General features: G+C 72.3%; 12 protein-coding genes and 1 pseudogene. 8 read left to right on the forward strand and 5 right to left on the reverse strand.

All coding sequences use genetic code 11. The annotated features are described in order from the left end of the window. The first annotated feature begins 75 nt into the window (after positions 1-75). The 4 genes from ABZ192_RS23100 (at position 76) to ABZ192_RS23115 (ending at position 4,322) form a co-directional block, all read left to right on the forward strand. Positions 76-1,569 carry an MFS transporter gene (locus ABZ192_RS23100; RefSeq protein ID WP_356926339.1) on the forward strand — a complete coding sequence of 498 codons (1,494 nt, stop codon included), beginning with the start codon at positions 76-78 and terminating at the stop codon, positions 1,567-1,569. Between the two features lie 19 nt (positions 1,570-1,588). Continuing rightward, positions 1,589-2,122, forward strand: a complete 534-nt coding sequence (locus tag ABZ192_RS23105) for a GNAT family N-acetyltransferase (protein ID WP_356926340.1) — start codon at positions 1,589-1,591, stop codon at positions 2,120-2,122. 152 nt (positions 2,123-2,274) lie between these two features. Next, positions 2,275-2,712 carry a DUF485 domain-containing protein gene (locus ABZ192_RS23110; protein ID WP_356926341.1) on the forward strand — a complete coding sequence of 146 codons (438 nt, stop codon included), beginning with the start codon at positions 2,275-2,277 and terminating at the stop codon, positions 2,710-2,712. Continuing rightward, the gene (locus ABZ192_RS23115) at positions 2,709-4,322 is read left to right on the forward strand and encodes a cation acetate symporter (protein WP_356926342.1); all 1,614 of its coding nucleotides are present in this window, start codon (positions 2,709-2,711) and stop codon (positions 4,320-4,322) included. Before ABZ192_RS23110 ends, ABZ192_RS23115 begins: the two co-directional genes overlap by 4 nt. A gap of 341 nt (positions 4,323-4,663) precedes the next feature. Here ABZ192_RS23115 and ABZ192_RS23120 read toward each other — a convergent pair whose 3' ends face one another. The 4 genes from ABZ192_RS23120 to ABZ192_RS23135 all read right to left on the reverse strand — a co-directional run bounded on the left by ABZ192_RS23120 (position 4,664) and on the right by ABZ192_RS23135 (position 10,094). Beyond that, positions 4,664-5,551, reverse strand: coding sequence for a cellulose-binding protein (locus tag ABZ192_RS23120; RefSeq protein WP_356926343.1), 888 nt, complete (start codon positions 5,549-5,551; stop codon positions 4,664-4,666). A gap of 125 nt (positions 5,552-5,676) precedes the next feature. Further along, positions 5,677-6,138: a carboxymuconolactone decarboxylase family protein gene (locus ABZ192_RS23125; protein ID WP_356926344.1), complete on the reverse strand. Its 462-nt coding sequence runs from the start codon at positions 6,136-6,138 to the stop codon at positions 5,677-5,679. A 150-nt stretch (positions 6,139-6,288) separates the two neighbouring features. Further along, positions 6,289-9,081 carry an SUKH-4 family immunity protein gene (locus ABZ192_RS23130; protein ID WP_356926345.1) on the reverse strand — a complete coding sequence of 931 codons (2,793 nt, stop codon included), beginning with the start codon at positions 9,079-9,081 and terminating at the stop codon, positions 6,289-6,291. An 8-nt stretch (positions 9,082-9,089) separates the two neighbouring features. Beyond that, positions 9,090-10,094: an SMI1/KNR4 family protein gene (locus ABZ192_RS23135; protein ID WP_356926346.1), complete on the reverse strand. Its 1,005-nt coding sequence runs from the start codon at positions 10,092-10,094 to the stop codon at positions 9,090-9,092. 306 nt (positions 10,095-10,400) lie between these two features. On the opposite strand from ABZ192_RS23135, the gene ABZ192_RS23140 reads away from it, so the two are divergent. Both ABZ192_RS23140 and ABZ192_RS23145 read left to right on the forward strand, forming a co-directional pair. Continuing rightward, a complete protein-coding gene (locus ABZ192_RS23140) occupies positions 10,401-10,991 on the forward strand; it encodes a YwqJ-related putative deaminase (protein ID WP_356926347.1) in 591 nt (196 codons plus the stop codon). Between the two features lie 76 nt (positions 10,992-11,067). Beyond that, positions 11,068-11,562 carry an SUKH-3 domain-containing protein gene (locus ABZ192_RS23145; RefSeq protein ID WP_356926348.1) on the forward strand — a complete coding sequence of 165 codons (495 nt, stop codon included), beginning with the start codon at positions 11,068-11,070 and terminating at the stop codon, positions 11,560-11,562. A 28-nt stretch (positions 11,563-11,590) separates the two neighbouring features. On the opposite strand, the gene ABZ192_RS23150 is transcribed toward ABZ192_RS23145, so the two are convergent. Beyond that, positions 11,591-12,889 carry a histidine kinase gene (locus tag ABZ192_RS23150; protein ID WP_356926349.1) on the reverse strand — a complete coding sequence of 433 codons (1,299 nt, stop codon included), beginning with the start codon at positions 12,887-12,889 and terminating at the stop codon, positions 11,591-11,593. 167 nt (positions 12,890-13,056) lie between these two features. Between ABZ192_RS23150 and ABZ192_RS23155 the strand changes: the two are divergent. Next, positions 13,057-13,618 (forward strand): annotated as a pseudogene (locus ABZ192_RS23155) (hypothetical protein). 213 nt (positions 13,619-13,831) lie between these two features. After that, entirely contained in the window at positions 13,832-15,277 is a 1,446-nt protein-coding gene (glmU, locus tag ABZ192_RS23160; protein WP_356926350.1) for a bifunctional UDP-N-acetylglucosamine diphosphorylase/glucosamine-1-phosphate N-acetyltransferase GlmU, read from the forward strand. Positions 15,278-15,325: the final 48 nt, after the last annotated feature.

Here is a 15,325-nt window from a genome sequence, read left to right on the forward strand (position 1 = left end):
GTCAGGGTCGGGTGCGAAGCTGTCGGGCGGCAAGTAGGTGCAAGGGGCAGGCAGACACGAGGGGGAGGGCCCGGGGTGGGCAGCACCAGTTCCGCGGCACGTGAGACCGAACATCCTGTCAGGACCGACCGGCGCGGTGCCGTCGTCGCCGCGCTGATGCTCTCCATGGCGCTGGCGGCGCTCGACGCCACCGTCGTCGCGACCGCCGTCCCGCAGATCGTCGGGGACCTCGGCGGTTTCTCCGTCTTCTCCTGGCTGTTCTCCGGCTACCTGCTGGCCGTGACCGTCAGCCTGCCCGTCTACGGCAAGCTCTCCGACACCTTCGGGCGCAAACCGGTCCTCGTCGCGGGCTCCGTGCTCTTCCTCGTCGGTTCCCTGCTGTGCGCGCTGGCCTGGAACATGGGGGCGCTCATCGCGTTCCGCGTCGTGCAGGGGCTGGGCGGCGGCGCACTCCAGGGCACCGTGCAGACGCTCGCCGCCGACCTCTACCCGCTGAAGGACCGTCCCAGGATCCAGTCGAAGCTGTCCACGGTGTGGGCGGTCTCGGCGGTCGCCGGCCCGGGGCTCGGCGGTGTGCTCGCCGCCTACGCGGACTGGCGCTGGATCTTCCTGGTCAACCTGCCGATCGGCGCGGTCGCGTTGTGGCTGATCGTCCGTCACCTCCACGAGCCGGAGCGCGAGGGCGGCGCGCACGCGCGCGTGGACTGGGCGGGCGCCGTCGCGGTGTTCGCCTGCGGCGGTGTGCTGCTCACGGCCCTGGTGCAGGGCGGGGTGGCGTGGCCGTGGCTGTCGGCGCCCTCACTCGCCCTGTTCGGTACGGGACTCGTCCTCGTCGCGGTCGTGGTGCTGGTGGAGCGCCGGGCGGCGGAGCCGGTCATCCCGGGCTGGGTGTGGCGGCGGCGTACGATCGCCGCGGTCAATCTGGCCCTGGGCGCGCTCGGCCTGCTGATGGTGGCGCCGGCGGTGTTCCTGCCCACCTACGCCCAGTCGGTGCTGGGCCTCGCTCCCGTGGCCGCCGGATTCGTGCTCTCCGTCTGGTCGTTGAGCTGGCCCGTGTCGGCGGCGCTGAGTCAGCACGTGTACCGCAGGATCGGCTTCCGCAACACCGCGATGCTGGGCAGCGGAGCGGCCGCTCTGATCCTCTTCGCGTTCCCGTTCCTGCCCTACCCCGGGCAGGCCTGGCAGCCGGCCCTGCTGATGCTGCTGCTCGGCGCCGCGCTGGGCCTGTTCCAGTTGCCGCTGCTCGTCGGCGTGCAGTCGACGGTGGGCTGGGCCGAGCGCGGTACGACGACCGCGTCCGTGCTGTTCTGCCGTCAGACGGGCCAGACGGTCGGCGCGGCGGTCTTCGGCGCGGTCGCCAACGGGGTGCTGGCCGCCCGGCTCGGCGGCGCGGGCGACCTCGACTCGGTGACCCGGGCCCTGGACTCGGGCACCGCGCCGGAGGCGACCCGGCGGGCGATCGCCGAGGCGGTGCACGCCGTCTACCTGGGCGCCTCCTGCGCGGCGGCACTGGCGTTCCTGGTACTGCTGTTCCTCGCGCCCCGGAAATTCCCGGTGCTCAAGGACTGACCGTACGTATCCTCCGCCCATGCTGACCTTGGAACCGCTCCGGCTCGATCACGCGGACGCCGTGCTGGCCTTCGAGCGGGAGAACCGGGCGTACTTCGCCCGCACGGTGACCGACCGCGGGGACGCCTACTTCACGGCCGAGGGGTTCGCCGAACGCCACCGGGGGCTCCTCGCGGAACAGCGAGCGGGCGTGTGCCGCTTCCATGTCGTCCTGGACGACGAGGGGAACCTGGTCGGCCGCGTCAACCTGTTCGACCTGACGGACGGCTGCGCCGAACTCGGCTACCGGGTGGGCGAACGGGCCGCGGGCCGGGGCGTGGCGACGGCGGCCGTCGCGCAGGTGTGCCGCCTGGCCGCCACCGACTACGGGCTGACCTCCCTCACCGCGGTCACCACCCTGGACAACCGGGCCTCCATGACGGTCCTGGCCCGCAACGGCTTCACGTGCACCGGGGACACCACCGTGGCCGGCCGGCCCGGACGCCGTTACCTGCGCCGGAACTTGGCCTTCGGGCCGCCGGCACCTCCCGCGGAGCCGCGTCAACGCGGGTAACACCCGAGGTCAAAAAGGCAAGCGCATACCGACCAATCAGTTTGCCGAAACCCTCGCGCTGCCCGGGTACTCCGAAGTAACGTGCGTGGCCGCTCACCCCCCACCTCCTGCGGTCCGCCGCACCGGAACCGACCCGCGCAAGGAGCACCGGGATGTCCTACGACCCGCCGCCACCGTCCTACCCGTACCGCCCGCCGGATTCCTCGCCCTCCTACGACACCTACCCCTGGGTGCCGCAGCAGGAGCCCGAACCGGCCGGCCGGCGTCCCCAGCGCCACGCCGCGCTCGGGCACCACAGCGACCTGCGGGTGCTGCGCAGCGCCTACCGCTGGCAGCGGCGCGTGGCCACGCTCACCGCGCTCGGCTACTTCGTCCTGTTCCTGATCCTGTCGGCGTTCGCCCCCTCCTTCATGACGAGCACCGTCACCGACGGCCTGCCCACCGGTCTGCTGCTCGCGCTCGTCCAGGTCCCCGTGACCTGGCTGGCGATCGTCCTGTACGAGCAGACGGCCCGCCGCCGCGTCGACCCGATCGCCGACCGGATACGCAAGCAGGCCGAACTGGACGCCAGGCGGGAGGGAACGCGGTGACCACCGAGTTCAGCGGCAACGCCCAGGCGATGTCGCTCGTGGGCTTCACGGCGGTGGCGACGATCACGCTCCTGCTGTGCGTGATGACGGGCCCGGACCGGGACGACCTCGACGAGTTCTACACCGGCTACAGCTCCCTGTCCCCCATGCGCAACGGCCTGGCGATCGCCGGCGACTACATCTCCGCCGCGACCGTCCTCGGCACGGGCGGCGTGATCGCCCTGTTCGGCTACGACGGGACCGTACTGGCCCTCAGTACGGCGCTGTCGCTGATGCTGCTGATGTTCCTGCTGGCCGAACCGCTGCGCAACGCCGGCCGGTTCACCATGGGCGACGCGCTGACCCGCCGTATGCCGGGACGCGGCATACGGATCGCGGCCTGTGGGGTGACCCTCGCGGCGCTGCTGCCGCTGATGGTCGTGCAACTGGCGGGGACCGGGCAGCTGATGGCGTTCGTCCTCGGCTTCTCCGGCGAGTCGTTGCAGACGGGCTGCATCATCGGCGTGGGCGCGCTGATGATCAGTTACGCGGCGATCGGCGGGATGAAGGGCACCGCCCTCATCCAGATCCTGAAGATCGTGATGCTGCTCGGCTCCGGCACGGTGATCGCCGTGCTGATCCTCAACCGGTTCGACTGGGACCCGGGGGCCCTGTTCGACGCGGCCGCCGCGAACAGCGGTGTGGGCTCGGCGTTCCTCTCCTCGGGCCTGCAGTTCGCGGGCGGTCCCAGCCCCGACCTGGACATGATCACCGCGCAGTTGACGGTGGTCCTCGGGGGCGGCGTCCTGCCGCACATCACCATGCGCATGTACACCGCCTCCAGCGCCCGGCAGGTGCGGCGTTCGATGTCCTGGGCGGTGTCGGGAGTGGCCCTGTTCGTCATCATCATCACGGTCGTCGGCTTCGGCGCGACCGCGCTGATCGGCCGGGCGGTGATCGCGCAGGTCGACCCGCAGGGCAACACGGCGTACCTGCTGGGATCGCAGGCGGCGTTCGGCGCGGACGTGTCGTCGGCGGAGACGTTCCTGTTCACGACCGTCACCACGGCGGTCTTCCTCACGCTGCTCGCCTCGGTCGCCGGGATGATCCTCGCCTGCGCCAACTCCCTCGCGCACGACGTGTTCGCGGCGCGAGTGCGGGAGATGTCACCCCGCCGCGAGATGACGCTGGCCCGCCTCTCCGCACTGGCAGTGGGCATCCCGGCGATCCTCCTGGCCACGCTCGTCCAGCATCGCAGCCTGCAGCCTCTGGTGACGCTGTCGTTCTGCCTGGGCGCCTCGGCCATCGCGCCCGCGCTGGTCTACAGCCTCTTCTGGCGCCGCTACACGCGGACGGGCCTGCTGAGCACCCTCATCGGCGGCTCGCTGGCGGTCCTGCTGCTGATGCCGGGCACCAACCTGGTCTCCGGCTCGCCCGTCTCCGCCTTCCCCGACGCCGACTTCAACTGGTTCCCGTTCACCACGACCGGCCTGCTCTCCATCCCCCTGGGCTTCGCCTGCGGCTGGCTGGGCACCCTGGCCTCCGGCCGCCGCAAGTCGGAGGAACAACGCCACGAGTACGAGGCGGTGGAGGGCTGGATCCTGGCAGGCGCGGTACGCAGGGACCGCTGACACGCAGGACACGGCGGCGGGCAACCTGGGCTTCCGTACCGCCGCCGACGGCGTCCGCCGGGGGTTGGGCCGGGCGGCGGCGGCCGCTGGGCGTCGGGCCGGGCGGCGGCCGCGGGAGGTTGGGCTGGGCGGCGGCGTCCGCTGGGGGGGCGGGTCAGGCGGCATCCGCTGGGGGTTCGGCCGGCGGCGGCCGCTCGGGGTTGGGTCAGGCGGCGGCCACTGGGCGTCGGGCCAGGCGGTGGCGTCCACAGGGCATCGGGCCAGGCGGTGGCGACACGAAGGCGCGGCACCCAGGCGCCCGACGTCCCATCAGCCCGGCAGCCCCGGCCCGTACCAACCCATCACTCGGCCGCCGCCCGCCCCGCCCACGCCGTCAGGCTCGTGTGTACGCGGTCGATATGGGCCCGCGCGGCGTCCCCACGCTCGGCGTGCTCGCGCAGCACGCGTTCCGTCTCCTGCTCGACGGACTCAGCGTGGCGGCGGGCCTCGGCGAGCAGCTCCGCGGCGCGCTCGGAAGCCTCGTCCTGCTGGTGCCGGGCGGCGTCATCGGCGTCGGCGAAGGCCTGCTCGGCCTCGGTCAGCGCGCGCTCGGCGCGCGTCACCGCTTCCGCGTGGCGGGCGTCCAGCGCGGCGGCCCGGGCGGCGTCCTCCTCGTCCCACTTCTCCCACCGCTCGGCGTGTTCCCTGGCCTGATCGGCCAGCATCCCGGAGGTGCGCTCCCGCATCTCCCGCAACGCGGCCAGCGCCTCGCCCCGCCGCTCATCGGCCTCACGACCGGCCGCGGTCCGGATCTCGTCGGCCTCGGCGCGCGCCGCGAGCAGCCGCTGCCGGACGCGTTCGTCGGCGTCAGCGCGTACCGCGTCGGCCTGTGCCTGCGCTGACTCGCGCACGCCGGCCGCGGACGCGCACGCTCCGTCCACGAGTTCCCGCGCCTCCCGCCGCGCCCCCTCCCGTACGGCCGCCGCTTCCTCCCGGCCGAGTTCGAAGAGCCGCCGCGCCCGCTCCCCGAGCGACTCGTAGGTCTGCGGGACCAGCCGCGCGACGGCGTCCCGCAGCCGCTCCAGCTCCGCGTCCATCTGCCGGGCGAGCACCGTCAGCCGGGCCGCCCTCTCCCAGGCCGCGTCACGATCCTCGGAGAGGGCCTCGGCGTACTCGTCGACCTGCTCGGGACGGTAACCGCGCCCCCGCACGGCCAGGAAGCCGTGCGGGGACACCGATGGGCTGCTCATGCCGGGGCCCCTCTCCACCACGCCGACGCGCGATCGGGCACGAAACGGGATGATTTCGCGCACATCTTGGTGGATCAGACGGAAGTCCTCATAACGCGACACTCCGCACAGAGGCCGTACGGCCGTCAGCCCCACGTGGTGCCCGCGGGCTCCTTGATGGTCGTGTTGATGCGGTTGAACATGTTGGTGACCGCGACGGTGAGGATCAGCGCCGAGATCTCCTTCTCGTCGAAGTGGTCGGCCACCTCGTCCCACAGCGCGTCCGGAACCGACTCCTCCGACAGATCCGAGAGGCGCGTCATCGCCTCCGTCAGCTTCAGCGCGGCGCGCTCGGCGTCCGAGAAGAAGGGTGCGTGCCGCCAAGCGGCGACGGCCGCGATGCGCTCCTCGCTCACCCCGGCCTTGCGGAGGTTGTCGGTGTGCCCGTGCACACAGGCCCCGCATCCGTTGATCTGACTGGCGCGCAGCCCGACGAACTCCGCCACGTCCTGCTGAAGCCCGCCCTCCCCGATCGCCTGGAAGAGGGTGCCGATGCCCTTCATCGCGCCGGGAAGGACGTACGCCGGGTTGGTCATCCGTGCCTGCATGATCGCTGCCTCCTGCGTCTGCGGTGATTCGCCGTCACCTCACCGACGGAGCGGCGCAGGAATGTGTGACAGTCCGGCGAGAAAAAACCGGGCCCGATGGCCTCACGACCGACCGGACCCGGCTCCACAGGACATCTCAGCGGCGACGCCTCACAGCAGCCCGTCCCACATCTGCTCCAGAAGCACCGACCACCAGCTCTCCGGCGACCCCAGCGCCGCCGGGTCGAGCGCGGCCAACTGCGCCTGGAAGTCGACGGTCCAACGGCCCGCCTGCTCCTGGTTCAGACCGAACCGCAGCCGCCACATCCGCCCGAGCAGCGCCAGACAGCGCGCGAACTCCGGCAGCCCGGTGTTCACGAACTGCGGCGGTACGGGCGCCCCGCCCGGCCCCGCCTCCACCGGCACGGCGACGATGTTCGCCGTGCCGTACTGCACACAGATCGCCTTGCCGAAGTCGCTGCCCATCACCAGGTAGGAACCCGCGTCCGAGGCCGGCTGCACACCGCGCTCGGCCGCCAGCTCCGCCAGCGTCGGAACGGGCCGGCCCGGCTGCGCCTGCGCCCAGAAGAAGGGGCCCATGTCCATCGGCAGGCCCGCCGCCACCAGCGTGTGCGCCACGACCGGCGGCACACCCTGCCGGGACACGGCGGCCTGCTCGAACCGGAACACCCCCGGCCCGAACGCGGCACCCAGCTCCTGCGCGATGGCCTCCGGCGGAATCGGCGGCACCGCCTGCACCGGCGGCAACGGCGCCCGCACCGGAGCCGGACGCGCCGGACCGTCCGCCACCTGGTGCAACTCACCCTGGTGGGCCAGCAGTTGCTGCATGCCCTGCTGCCGGCTCGCGTGGTCCGTACCGTACGGCGCGATGCTCGTGATCCGCGCCTGCGGCCACTGCTCCCGGATCATCCGCGCGCAGTACGCACCCGGCAGCTCGCACGACTCCAGCTCGGTGTGCAGCTCCAGCACCTGGTCCGGCGGCACGTTCATGGCCCGCAGCTCGTGGAAGATCTGCCATTCCGGGTGCGGCGTACCCGGCGCCGAACGCCGGATCAGCTGCTGCTCGGACCCGTCCTGCGCGCGGTAGCGCAGCACGGCCTGGTAGCCGGGCCCGACCGTCGGCTGCCCGGTGGGCTGCTGCGGATAGCCGTACGCCGGAGGCTGACCGGGGGCGGGCTGACCGGGCGGCGGCATCGCGCCGGGCGGCATCCCACCCGGGGGCATGGGGCCGGGCGGCATCCCGCCCTGCGGCATCGCACCGGGCGGCACCGCACCCGGCATCCCTCCCGGCATTCCACCGGGCGGCGGCATCGGCGGCGCACCGGGCACACCAGGAGCGCCCGGGGCACCCGGGGCGGCGGGTGGTGCTCCGGGTGCCTGCGGCGGCGGGGGCACGCCGGGGCCACCCGCCGGAGGCGTGGCCAGCATGGTCTCCGCGTGATGCACGGGACCCGGGCCGCCGGGAGCACCCGGCGCGCCGGGCGGCTGGGGGGCTCCCGGACCACCAGGGCCACCAGGCCCTCCGGGTGCACCAGGCGCGCGCGGAGGAGCAGGAGGCCCGGGCGGCTGCGGCGCGCCCGGTGCGCCCCGACCGGGGTCGGCCAGCATCGTCGCCGCATGGTGGACACCACCCGGGGGCGTACCACCGGGAGCGCCGGGCGGATTCGGGGCGCCAGGAGGATTCGGGGCGCCAGGAGGCTGCGGCGCACCGGGCGGATTCGCCGCACCAGGCTGGTTCGGCGCACCAGGAGGCCCCGGCGGCTGCTGAGGAGGCAGCGGCGCACCTGCGCCCTCACTGCCGGGGCCCCCAGGCGCCGCGGGCCCCTCCGGCCCAAGCGCCGACACAAGCTGCGTCGGCACGTAACCACCCGCGGGCGTGCCCGGCGCACCGGGCCCCGACGGCGGAGGCGTACCGCCCGGCCGCGCACCCGGCGTCCCGGGAGCGCCCGGCGGAGGCGGCGTCGTCGGACCCGAACCCCGTACACGACCCGGCGGCGGAGTCGCCTTGCTCGTCGCGGCGTCGGCGATGTCCCCGGCGTTCGGCGCGAGCGGCCGCGCAGGCGCACCCGGCCCGGCCGGCGGCTGCGGCACACCGGCAGGCCCGGCGGGACCGGCGGGACCGGCAGACCCGGCGGGACCGGCAGCCCCGGCCGCACCCGCACCCGCACCGCCCTGCGCGTTCGGCTCGTCGATCGCCGGTGACACCGCCGTCGGCGGAAGCTGGCTGCCGCCCGACAGCAGCGCCGTCTTGGCCTCCGGCGTCGTCGTCGGTGGCGGCGGCGGCGTGTCACCGTCGGTCTCACTCAGCGGCGGTGCGAAGACCGTCGCGGGCAGCGGTACGGAACGGTCGTCACCGGCATCGCCGTTGGTGTCCGTACCCGCCCAGGGCGTAGCCCCGGCAGGCGCACCCGGCGCCCCCGCCCCTGAGTCACCCCCCGAGTCGCTCCCCACGGCAGCAGGCCACGAGGCACCAGAACCGGAATCACCAGCCCCGGCACCAGCAGAAGCAGAAGCCGGCGCGGCACCCGCGCCCGCACCCCCCTGCGTACCAGCCCCCCGCCGGTCCGGAATCCCCAGCTTGTCCGCCGCGTCCTGCAACCACTCCGGCGGAGTCAGCAGGAACGACGTCTGGTTCAGATCCACCCTGGCCGCAGGAGCCGGCGCCGGCTCCTCCGCCGTGTCCGGACGGCCGTACTCCTCCTCGTACCGGCGGATCACCTCACCCACCGGCAGCCCGGGCCACAGCGTCGCCTCACCGCTGTCCCGCGCGATCACCAGCCGCTGCGCGCCACCGTCGGAACGCGGCCCGTCCGCCCGGTCCTCGGCCCACACCACGAACCCGAGGTCGAACTCCCGCACCCGCACCTCACGATGCTGGTACGACGGCACATCCCCGTTGATCCACTCTTCCGCGCGCTCCTGCGCCTGCGCGAACGTCACCATCGCTGAAGTCACTCCCCCATGGCCGAGGACGACACCGCACCCACCGGCACCACACGCGCGAACCCGCCGTCCACCATCAGATTCGCCACCGTCTCCAACTCCGGCGGATTACCGGCCAGCCGCGACAGGAAGACGTCGAAGTCGTCCCCGCACGGCAGCAGCAGCCGCTCCACCCGCTCCGCCGGCGGCAGCGAGGGATCCACGTCCCGGGCGTCGTCGTACGCGCAGAACCACACCGAACCGATCCGCTCGCCCTTCACCTTCACGGCCAGCAGCCCGCCCTGGACGAACCCGACACACAGATAGTCCTTGGTCAGATGGTCACGCAGACACTTGTTGACGTACACCAGGTCGTTCACGGCCGCCTCGTCCCGCACGGTGAAGAACGGCTGGTCGATCAGCAGACCCAGCTCCGCGTCCAGCGCGGCACCCACCGGCGCACAACCCCCCGCCGCCTTCAGGAACGACCGGTACGGCCCCGGCAGCCGGTAGCCGAGATCCTCCTCGGCCCCCTGCACCTGCGACTCCGTCACCGCCACGCCCGACTTCGGCAGCCCGAAGTGCGCCGGACGCGTCTCCTGCAACGGCCGCGTGCCCCGCTTGGACTGGTCGACGCCCGACGTCGCCACACCACCGTGGTGCCGCAGCAACGCCTTCACCTCGACCGGCACCAGCTCCAGCCGCCGCGTGCCCACCGCGTGGTGCCACGTCCAGCCGTGCGGCGTCGCCACCGCCGGCACCGTGTCCCACAGCTCGTGCCCGGACGACGCCAGCGCCATGTTCGCCGACACGTAGTCCGTCAGCCGCAACTCGTCCACACCGAAACCCTCCGGCGGCTCCGCGATCTCCGCGGCCGCACGCGCGTAGGGCGAGAAGTCGGGGTAACCACGCTCGTCGACCCGTACCCCTCTCGGGTGACGCGCCGCCCGGACCGGATCCGGGAAATGCACGACCTGCCCGGCGTAGGCCGCGTTCGGCGGCGCGGCTTGCTGCCCGAGCCGACCTGTCGTCATGGCGGTTGCCCCCTGCGGCACTCTGTACGACCCGCAGTGACCCCTCTTGGCCCACTACGCCCCGTATCGACTGTCACGTCCGAACCCACGCGTCAACCACGTGGATCGCGGTGCCGACAGCCTATGCGGTACGACGACACCGGTCACCGGCACCGGTCGGCCGCCCGACCGCCTCCGTGACCAGCCGTCACCCCACCGTGACGGCACGCCCCGGTACGGGCGTGTCACCGCGCCCCAGCTTCCGCACCAGCCACGCCATTTGGCAGTCTGTGACCCCCGGGGGGATGCACGGAGGGGAATACGATCATGAACGCGACACAGACGGGACCACACACCGGCAGGTCCGCCGACCCGCGACACGGCGACCCCCGGGGCGGTGCCCCACGAGACGGCGACCCGCGCACCCGCGACCCCAGAGGCGGCGACCCCCGCATCGGCTGGAGCGCCACCGAAGCCGCCCACGCCCCCGTCCTCCACCACCGCCGCGACGGCATCCTCCCCACCGTCGCCGCCGCCCTCTCCGTCCGCGGCGCCACCCTCACCGGCACCGCCGCCCGCGGCGACACACCCCCCGCACTGCACCCCCTCGTCCAGGACTTCCTGGACACTCTCACCAGCGCCCAGCGCGACCGCTTCACCGGCCGCTGCGCCGAGACCATCCTCATCTCCCGGCACATCGCCGCCGCCGACGCCGCCCGCAGCAAACGCGCCGCCCGCAAACCCATGACCAACGGCGAAGCCCGCAAAGCCCTCAAACAGGCCAAACTCACCGCCCGCCGCATCCGCGAGGACGGCGACCCCCTCCACGGCAGCTTCGCCACCCCCTGCCGCGCCTGCACCGCGCTCAGCGCCCACTTCGGCGTCCGCATAGTCGACCCGGCCGCCACGACCGGCTGACACGCCCCCACGCACACCGAAACACCGCCGGCACCCCCGCGCCCGCCACCCATGACCTCGACGAGACGAAGGGCAGATGCACACCGACCGCACGTCCACCACCCGCTTCGCCGTAACCGTCGACGCCGCCCTGCGCGCCGCCGGCTGGCAACCCGGACGCTGGGACATCAAACAGGCCGAGATCTGGGCCGACGCCCTGCGCGACCACGCCTCACCCGCCGGCCACCGCCACACCGTCTTCCCCGCGGCCGTCGAAGCCTGGGCCGAATTCGGCGGCCTCCACATCACCCCCACCGGCCCCGGCCGCCAAGTCGCCCCCGCCACCCTCCACCTGGACCCGCTGCACGGCCTCCACATGGCCCGCACCCTCGGCGACCTCGGCCGCGCCCTCGGCACCGAGGTCTGCCCCCTCGGCGCCGAAACCGACAGCCAGGCCCTCCTCGCCATCGACACCCAAGGCCGCGTCTACACCCTCGACCACACCGGCGACTGGTACCTCGGCCCCGACATCGACCAGGCCCTGTCCACCCTCATCGCCGGCACGGAACCGACCCGCCTGACCACGGGCTGACCACAGCAGCACAAAGCCGCGGGCGCGGCTACGACGCCGGAATCACCGCAGACACCCGAAAACCCCCCGCATCCGTCGGCCCGGACACGAACACCCCGCCCAGCGCGGCCACCCGCTCCTTCATCCCCACCAGCCCGTTCCCCCCGGACGGCAACCGCGCCGACGACGCCGCCTCCTCCGGCGGCTCGTTCTCCACCTGCATCGCGATCTCCGACACCCGATGCGCCAGCCGCACATACGTCTTCGCCCCGGCCGCGTGCTTGTGGACGTTCGTCAACGCCTCCTGCACCACCCGGTACGCCGTCTGCTCCACCTCCGGCGCATACGACCGCGCATCCCCCTCCACCGTCAGATCCACCACCATCCCCGCGGCGGCCGACTGCCCCACCAGATCCTCGATCTCCGCCAGACACGGCCCCTCGTCATCAGCCGCCCGCGAAGCCGCCGCCGCGGCAGCCACCCCCACCGCCGCCAGCGGCACCGAGGCGGCACGCTCACGCCGCGCGTCCCCGCCACTGCGCAGCACCCCGAGCATCTCCCGCAACTCGGTCAGCGCCTGCCGCCCCATGTCCCCCACCAGCGCGGCGTTCCGCACGGCCTTCTCGGGATCCTTCCGCGCCACCGCCTGCAGCGCCGCTGCATGCACCACCATCAGACTCACCCGGTGCGCGACGACGTCGTGCATCTCCCGGGCGATCCGCGTCCGCTCCTCGTTCCGGGCCCACTCGGCCCGCTCCTCCGCCCGCTCGGCCAGCAGCTGAAGCTCCCGCTCCAGACTGTCCGCACGCTCCCGCAGACTCTCCATCAGCCGCCGCCGGGCCCCCACGTACAGACCCAGCAGCACCGGAGGCGCCGTGAAACCGAGCGACATCGTGATCGCCGCGAACGGCACGAACCAGTCCCCCAGATCCAGATCGCCCCGCACCATGTCCTGCCGCGTCTTCACGAACGTCACGATGAGCGTCCCCACCAGCGACATCCCCGCCAGCGAGCCGATGATCCGCCGGGGCAGCTCGGCCGCGGCCAGGGTGTAGAGGCCGACGACGCCCATCAGGAAACCCATCTGGGCGGGCGTGATGGCGATCGAGACCAGGACGACGGCGATCGGCCACCGCCGCCGCACGAGCAGCACGGACCCGGCCAGCACACCGAAAACGACCCCCGCGGCCACCGGGACCCCCGCGTCCCTGGCGAACGGAAAGCCCTCGGCCCCGCACTCCAGCGCGGACACCACGGCCAGACTCACATCGAACACGGCACTACGCCGTCTGGCCCACCACCACGGCCCTCCCCGGGCCGTCACATGGTCTTCCCCCGTCGCGGTCATGCCTCCAGCCTACGGGCGCCCGCAGCCGGTTTTCCGGCGCATTTCCCGGACTTGCCCCCACCACACTCCGTGACCGTTCGGCTGCGATACGGCCCGAAATCCCTCGAACTGCTGAATCGCTCACCGTTCGACCCTGGAGCCCTCCATTCCACCCGGACGGTATGCGTATGACACATGCCCCCGGCAAATACGCCGACTTCGAGGGACTGCGGGAGAAGGCGGTGGCGCTGCGGCGGTCGGGCTACAGCCTTCGACAGATCCGCGACGAGCTGAAGATCTTCAACAACGACCGGCGAGCTCTCACCGCGAGAGCTGTTCGTCGCAGGAGTCGTCCTCTACTGGGCCGAGGGCGCCAAGGACAAGGCGCATAGCCGACAATGCCGCGAGAATCTCCAGTTCATCAACAGCGACCCGAACGTCATCCGCTTCTACCTGCACTGGCTCGAGTCGCTGGGCGTCGAGCGCGACCGCCTCCGGTTCCGCGTCTGCATCCACGAGTCGGCGGACGTGACGGGAGCCGAGGCCTACTGGGCCCAGCTCGCCGGCATGGACGCCACAGCCTTCCGACGCACGACACTCAAGAAGCACAACCCCAGAACGGTCCGCAAGAACGTCGGCGACTCCTATCGAGGCTGCTTGGCCATTTACGTCACCAAGAGCGCCGAGTTGTACCGTCGCACGGAGGGCGCTTGGTACGGCATAGTGTTGGGAGCCGACTCGGCGATCTAACCGAATGTCCGGTTCAGTCGAGTTTCATCCCCCATGGTGTAATCAGGCAGCACTGAGGGTTTTGGTCCCTTAAGTTCAGGTTCAAATCCTGATGGGGGAGCTGGTTACGCCCAGGCCCCGACTGTCACGTCGGGGCCTACACCCACACGCCCACAAAACCCCCCGGTATCCTGCGGATGTCACCCCACCCCATCCACAGCCGAAGGGCATCCCGTGAGCGCCAACCGCCCGGCAGCCGTCGTCGTTCTCGCAGCGGGTGAGGGCACCCGTATGAAGTCGGCCACACCCAAGGTCCTGCACGAGCTCTGCGGCCGCAGTCTCGTGGGACACGTGCTCGCCGCCGCAGGCGAGCTGGACCCCGAGAACCTGGTCGTCGTGGTCGGCCACGCCCGTGAGCAGGTCACCGCCCACCTCGCCGAGATCGCCCCGGACGTCCGCACGGCGGTACAGGCGGAGCAGAACGGCACGGGGCACGCCGTACGGATGGGACTGGAGGCGCTCGGCGGATCCGTCGACGGGACGGTGGTCGTCGTGTGCGGGGACACTCCCCTGCTGACCGGCGAGACGCTGCGGGTCCTTTCCGCCACCCACACCGAGGACGGCAACGCGGTCACCGTGCTGTCCGCCGAGGTGCCGGACGCGACCGGCTACGGCCGGATCGTGCGGGACGACTCGGGTGCCGTGACGGCGATCGTGGAGCACAAGGACGCCACCGAGGCCCAGCGGTCGATCCGGGAGATCAACTCGGGGGTGTTCGCGTTCGACGGGCAGTTGCTCGCCGACGCGCTGAAGAAGGTGCGGACGGACAACAGCCAGGGCGAGGAGTACCTGACCGATGTCCTCGGCATCCTGCGCGAGGCGGGGCACCGGGTCGGGGCGTCCGTGGCGGGCGACCACCGTGAGATCGCCGGCATCAACAACCGTGTGCAGCTCTCCGAGGCCCGTCGGATCCTCAACGACCGGCTGCTGACCGAGGCGATGCTGTCCGGTGTGACGGTGCTCGACCCGGCGACCACGTGGATCGACGTCACGGTGACGTTCGAGCAGGACGCCGTCGTGCATCCGGGCACGCAGCTGCACGGGTCGACGCATCTCGGGGAGGGCGCGGAGGTCGGGCCCAACTGCCGGCTGACCGACACCCGGGTGGATGCCGGTGCGCGTGTCGACAACACCGTGGCGGTGGGTGCGGAGGTGGGGCCCGGGGCGTCCGTCGGGCCGTACGCGTATCTGCGTCCGGGGACGCGGCTCGGCGCGAAGGGCAAGATCGGGACGTACGTCGAGACGAAGAACGCGTCGATCGGGGAGGGGACGAAGGTGCCTCACCTCTCCTATGTCGGTGACGCGACGATCGGTGAGTTCTCCAACATCGGTGCGGCGAGCGTGTTCGTGAACTACGACGGTCAGGAGAAGCACCACACGACCATCGGTTCGCATTGCCGTACGGGCTCGGACAACATGTTTGTGGCGCCTGTCACGGTCGGGGACGGCGCGTACACCGCCGCCGGGTCCGTGATCACCAAGGATGTGCCGCCCGGTTCGCTGGCCGTGGCCCGTGGTCAGCAGCGGAATATCGAGGGTTGGGTGGCTCGGAAGCGTCCGGGGAGCGCGGCCGCGAAGGCGGCCGAGGCGGCTTCCCGGGGGTCGGCCGAGGAGGGGTGACCGGAAACCGGTGCCTCAAACACGGCGTACGGTGATAAGTGCATACCC

The organism is Streptomyces sp. NPDC006235, from assembly GCF_040613735.1.
Taxonomy (GTDB): Bacteria; Actinomycetota; Actinomycetes; order Streptomycetales; family Streptomycetaceae; genus Streptomyces.

Bases quoted from the DNA above. Each gene is read 5' to 3' on its own strand.
- ABZ192_RS23105 (WP_356926340.1), top strand. From the start codon at position 1,589: ATGCTGACCTTGGAACCGCTCCGGCTCGATCACGCGGACGCCGTGCTG.
- ABZ192_RS23110 (WP_356926341.1), top strand. From the start codon at position 2,275: ATGTCCTACGACCCGCCGCCACCGTCCTACCCGTACCGCCCGCCGGAT.
- ABZ192_RS23120 (WP_356926343.1), bottom strand. From the start codon at position 5,551: ATGAGCAGCCCATCGGTGTCCCCGCACGGCTTCCTGGCCGTGCGGGGG.
- ABZ192_RS23125 (WP_356926344.1), bottom strand. From the start codon at position 6,138: ATGCAGGCACGGATGACCAACCCGGCGTACGTCCTTCCCGGCGCGATG.
- ABZ192_RS23130 (WP_356926345.1), bottom strand. From the start codon at position 9,081: ATGGTGACGTTCGCGCAGGCGCAGGAGCGCGCGGAAGAGTGGATCAAC.
- ABZ192_RS23135 (WP_356926346.1), bottom strand. From the start codon at position 10,094: ATGACGACAGGTCGGCTCGGGCAGCAAGCCGCGCCGCCGAACGCGGCC.
- ABZ192_RS23140 (WP_356926347.1), top strand. From the start codon at position 10,401: ATGAACGCGACACAGACGGGACCACACACCGGCAGGTCCGCCGACCCG.
- ABZ192_RS23145 (WP_356926348.1), top strand. From the start codon at position 11,068: ATGCACACCGACCGCACGTCCACCACCCGCTTCGCCGTAACCGTCGAC.
- ABZ192_RS23150 (WP_356926349.1), bottom strand. From the start codon at position 12,889: ATGACCGCGACGGGGGAAGACCATGTGACGGCCCGGGGAGGGCCGTGG.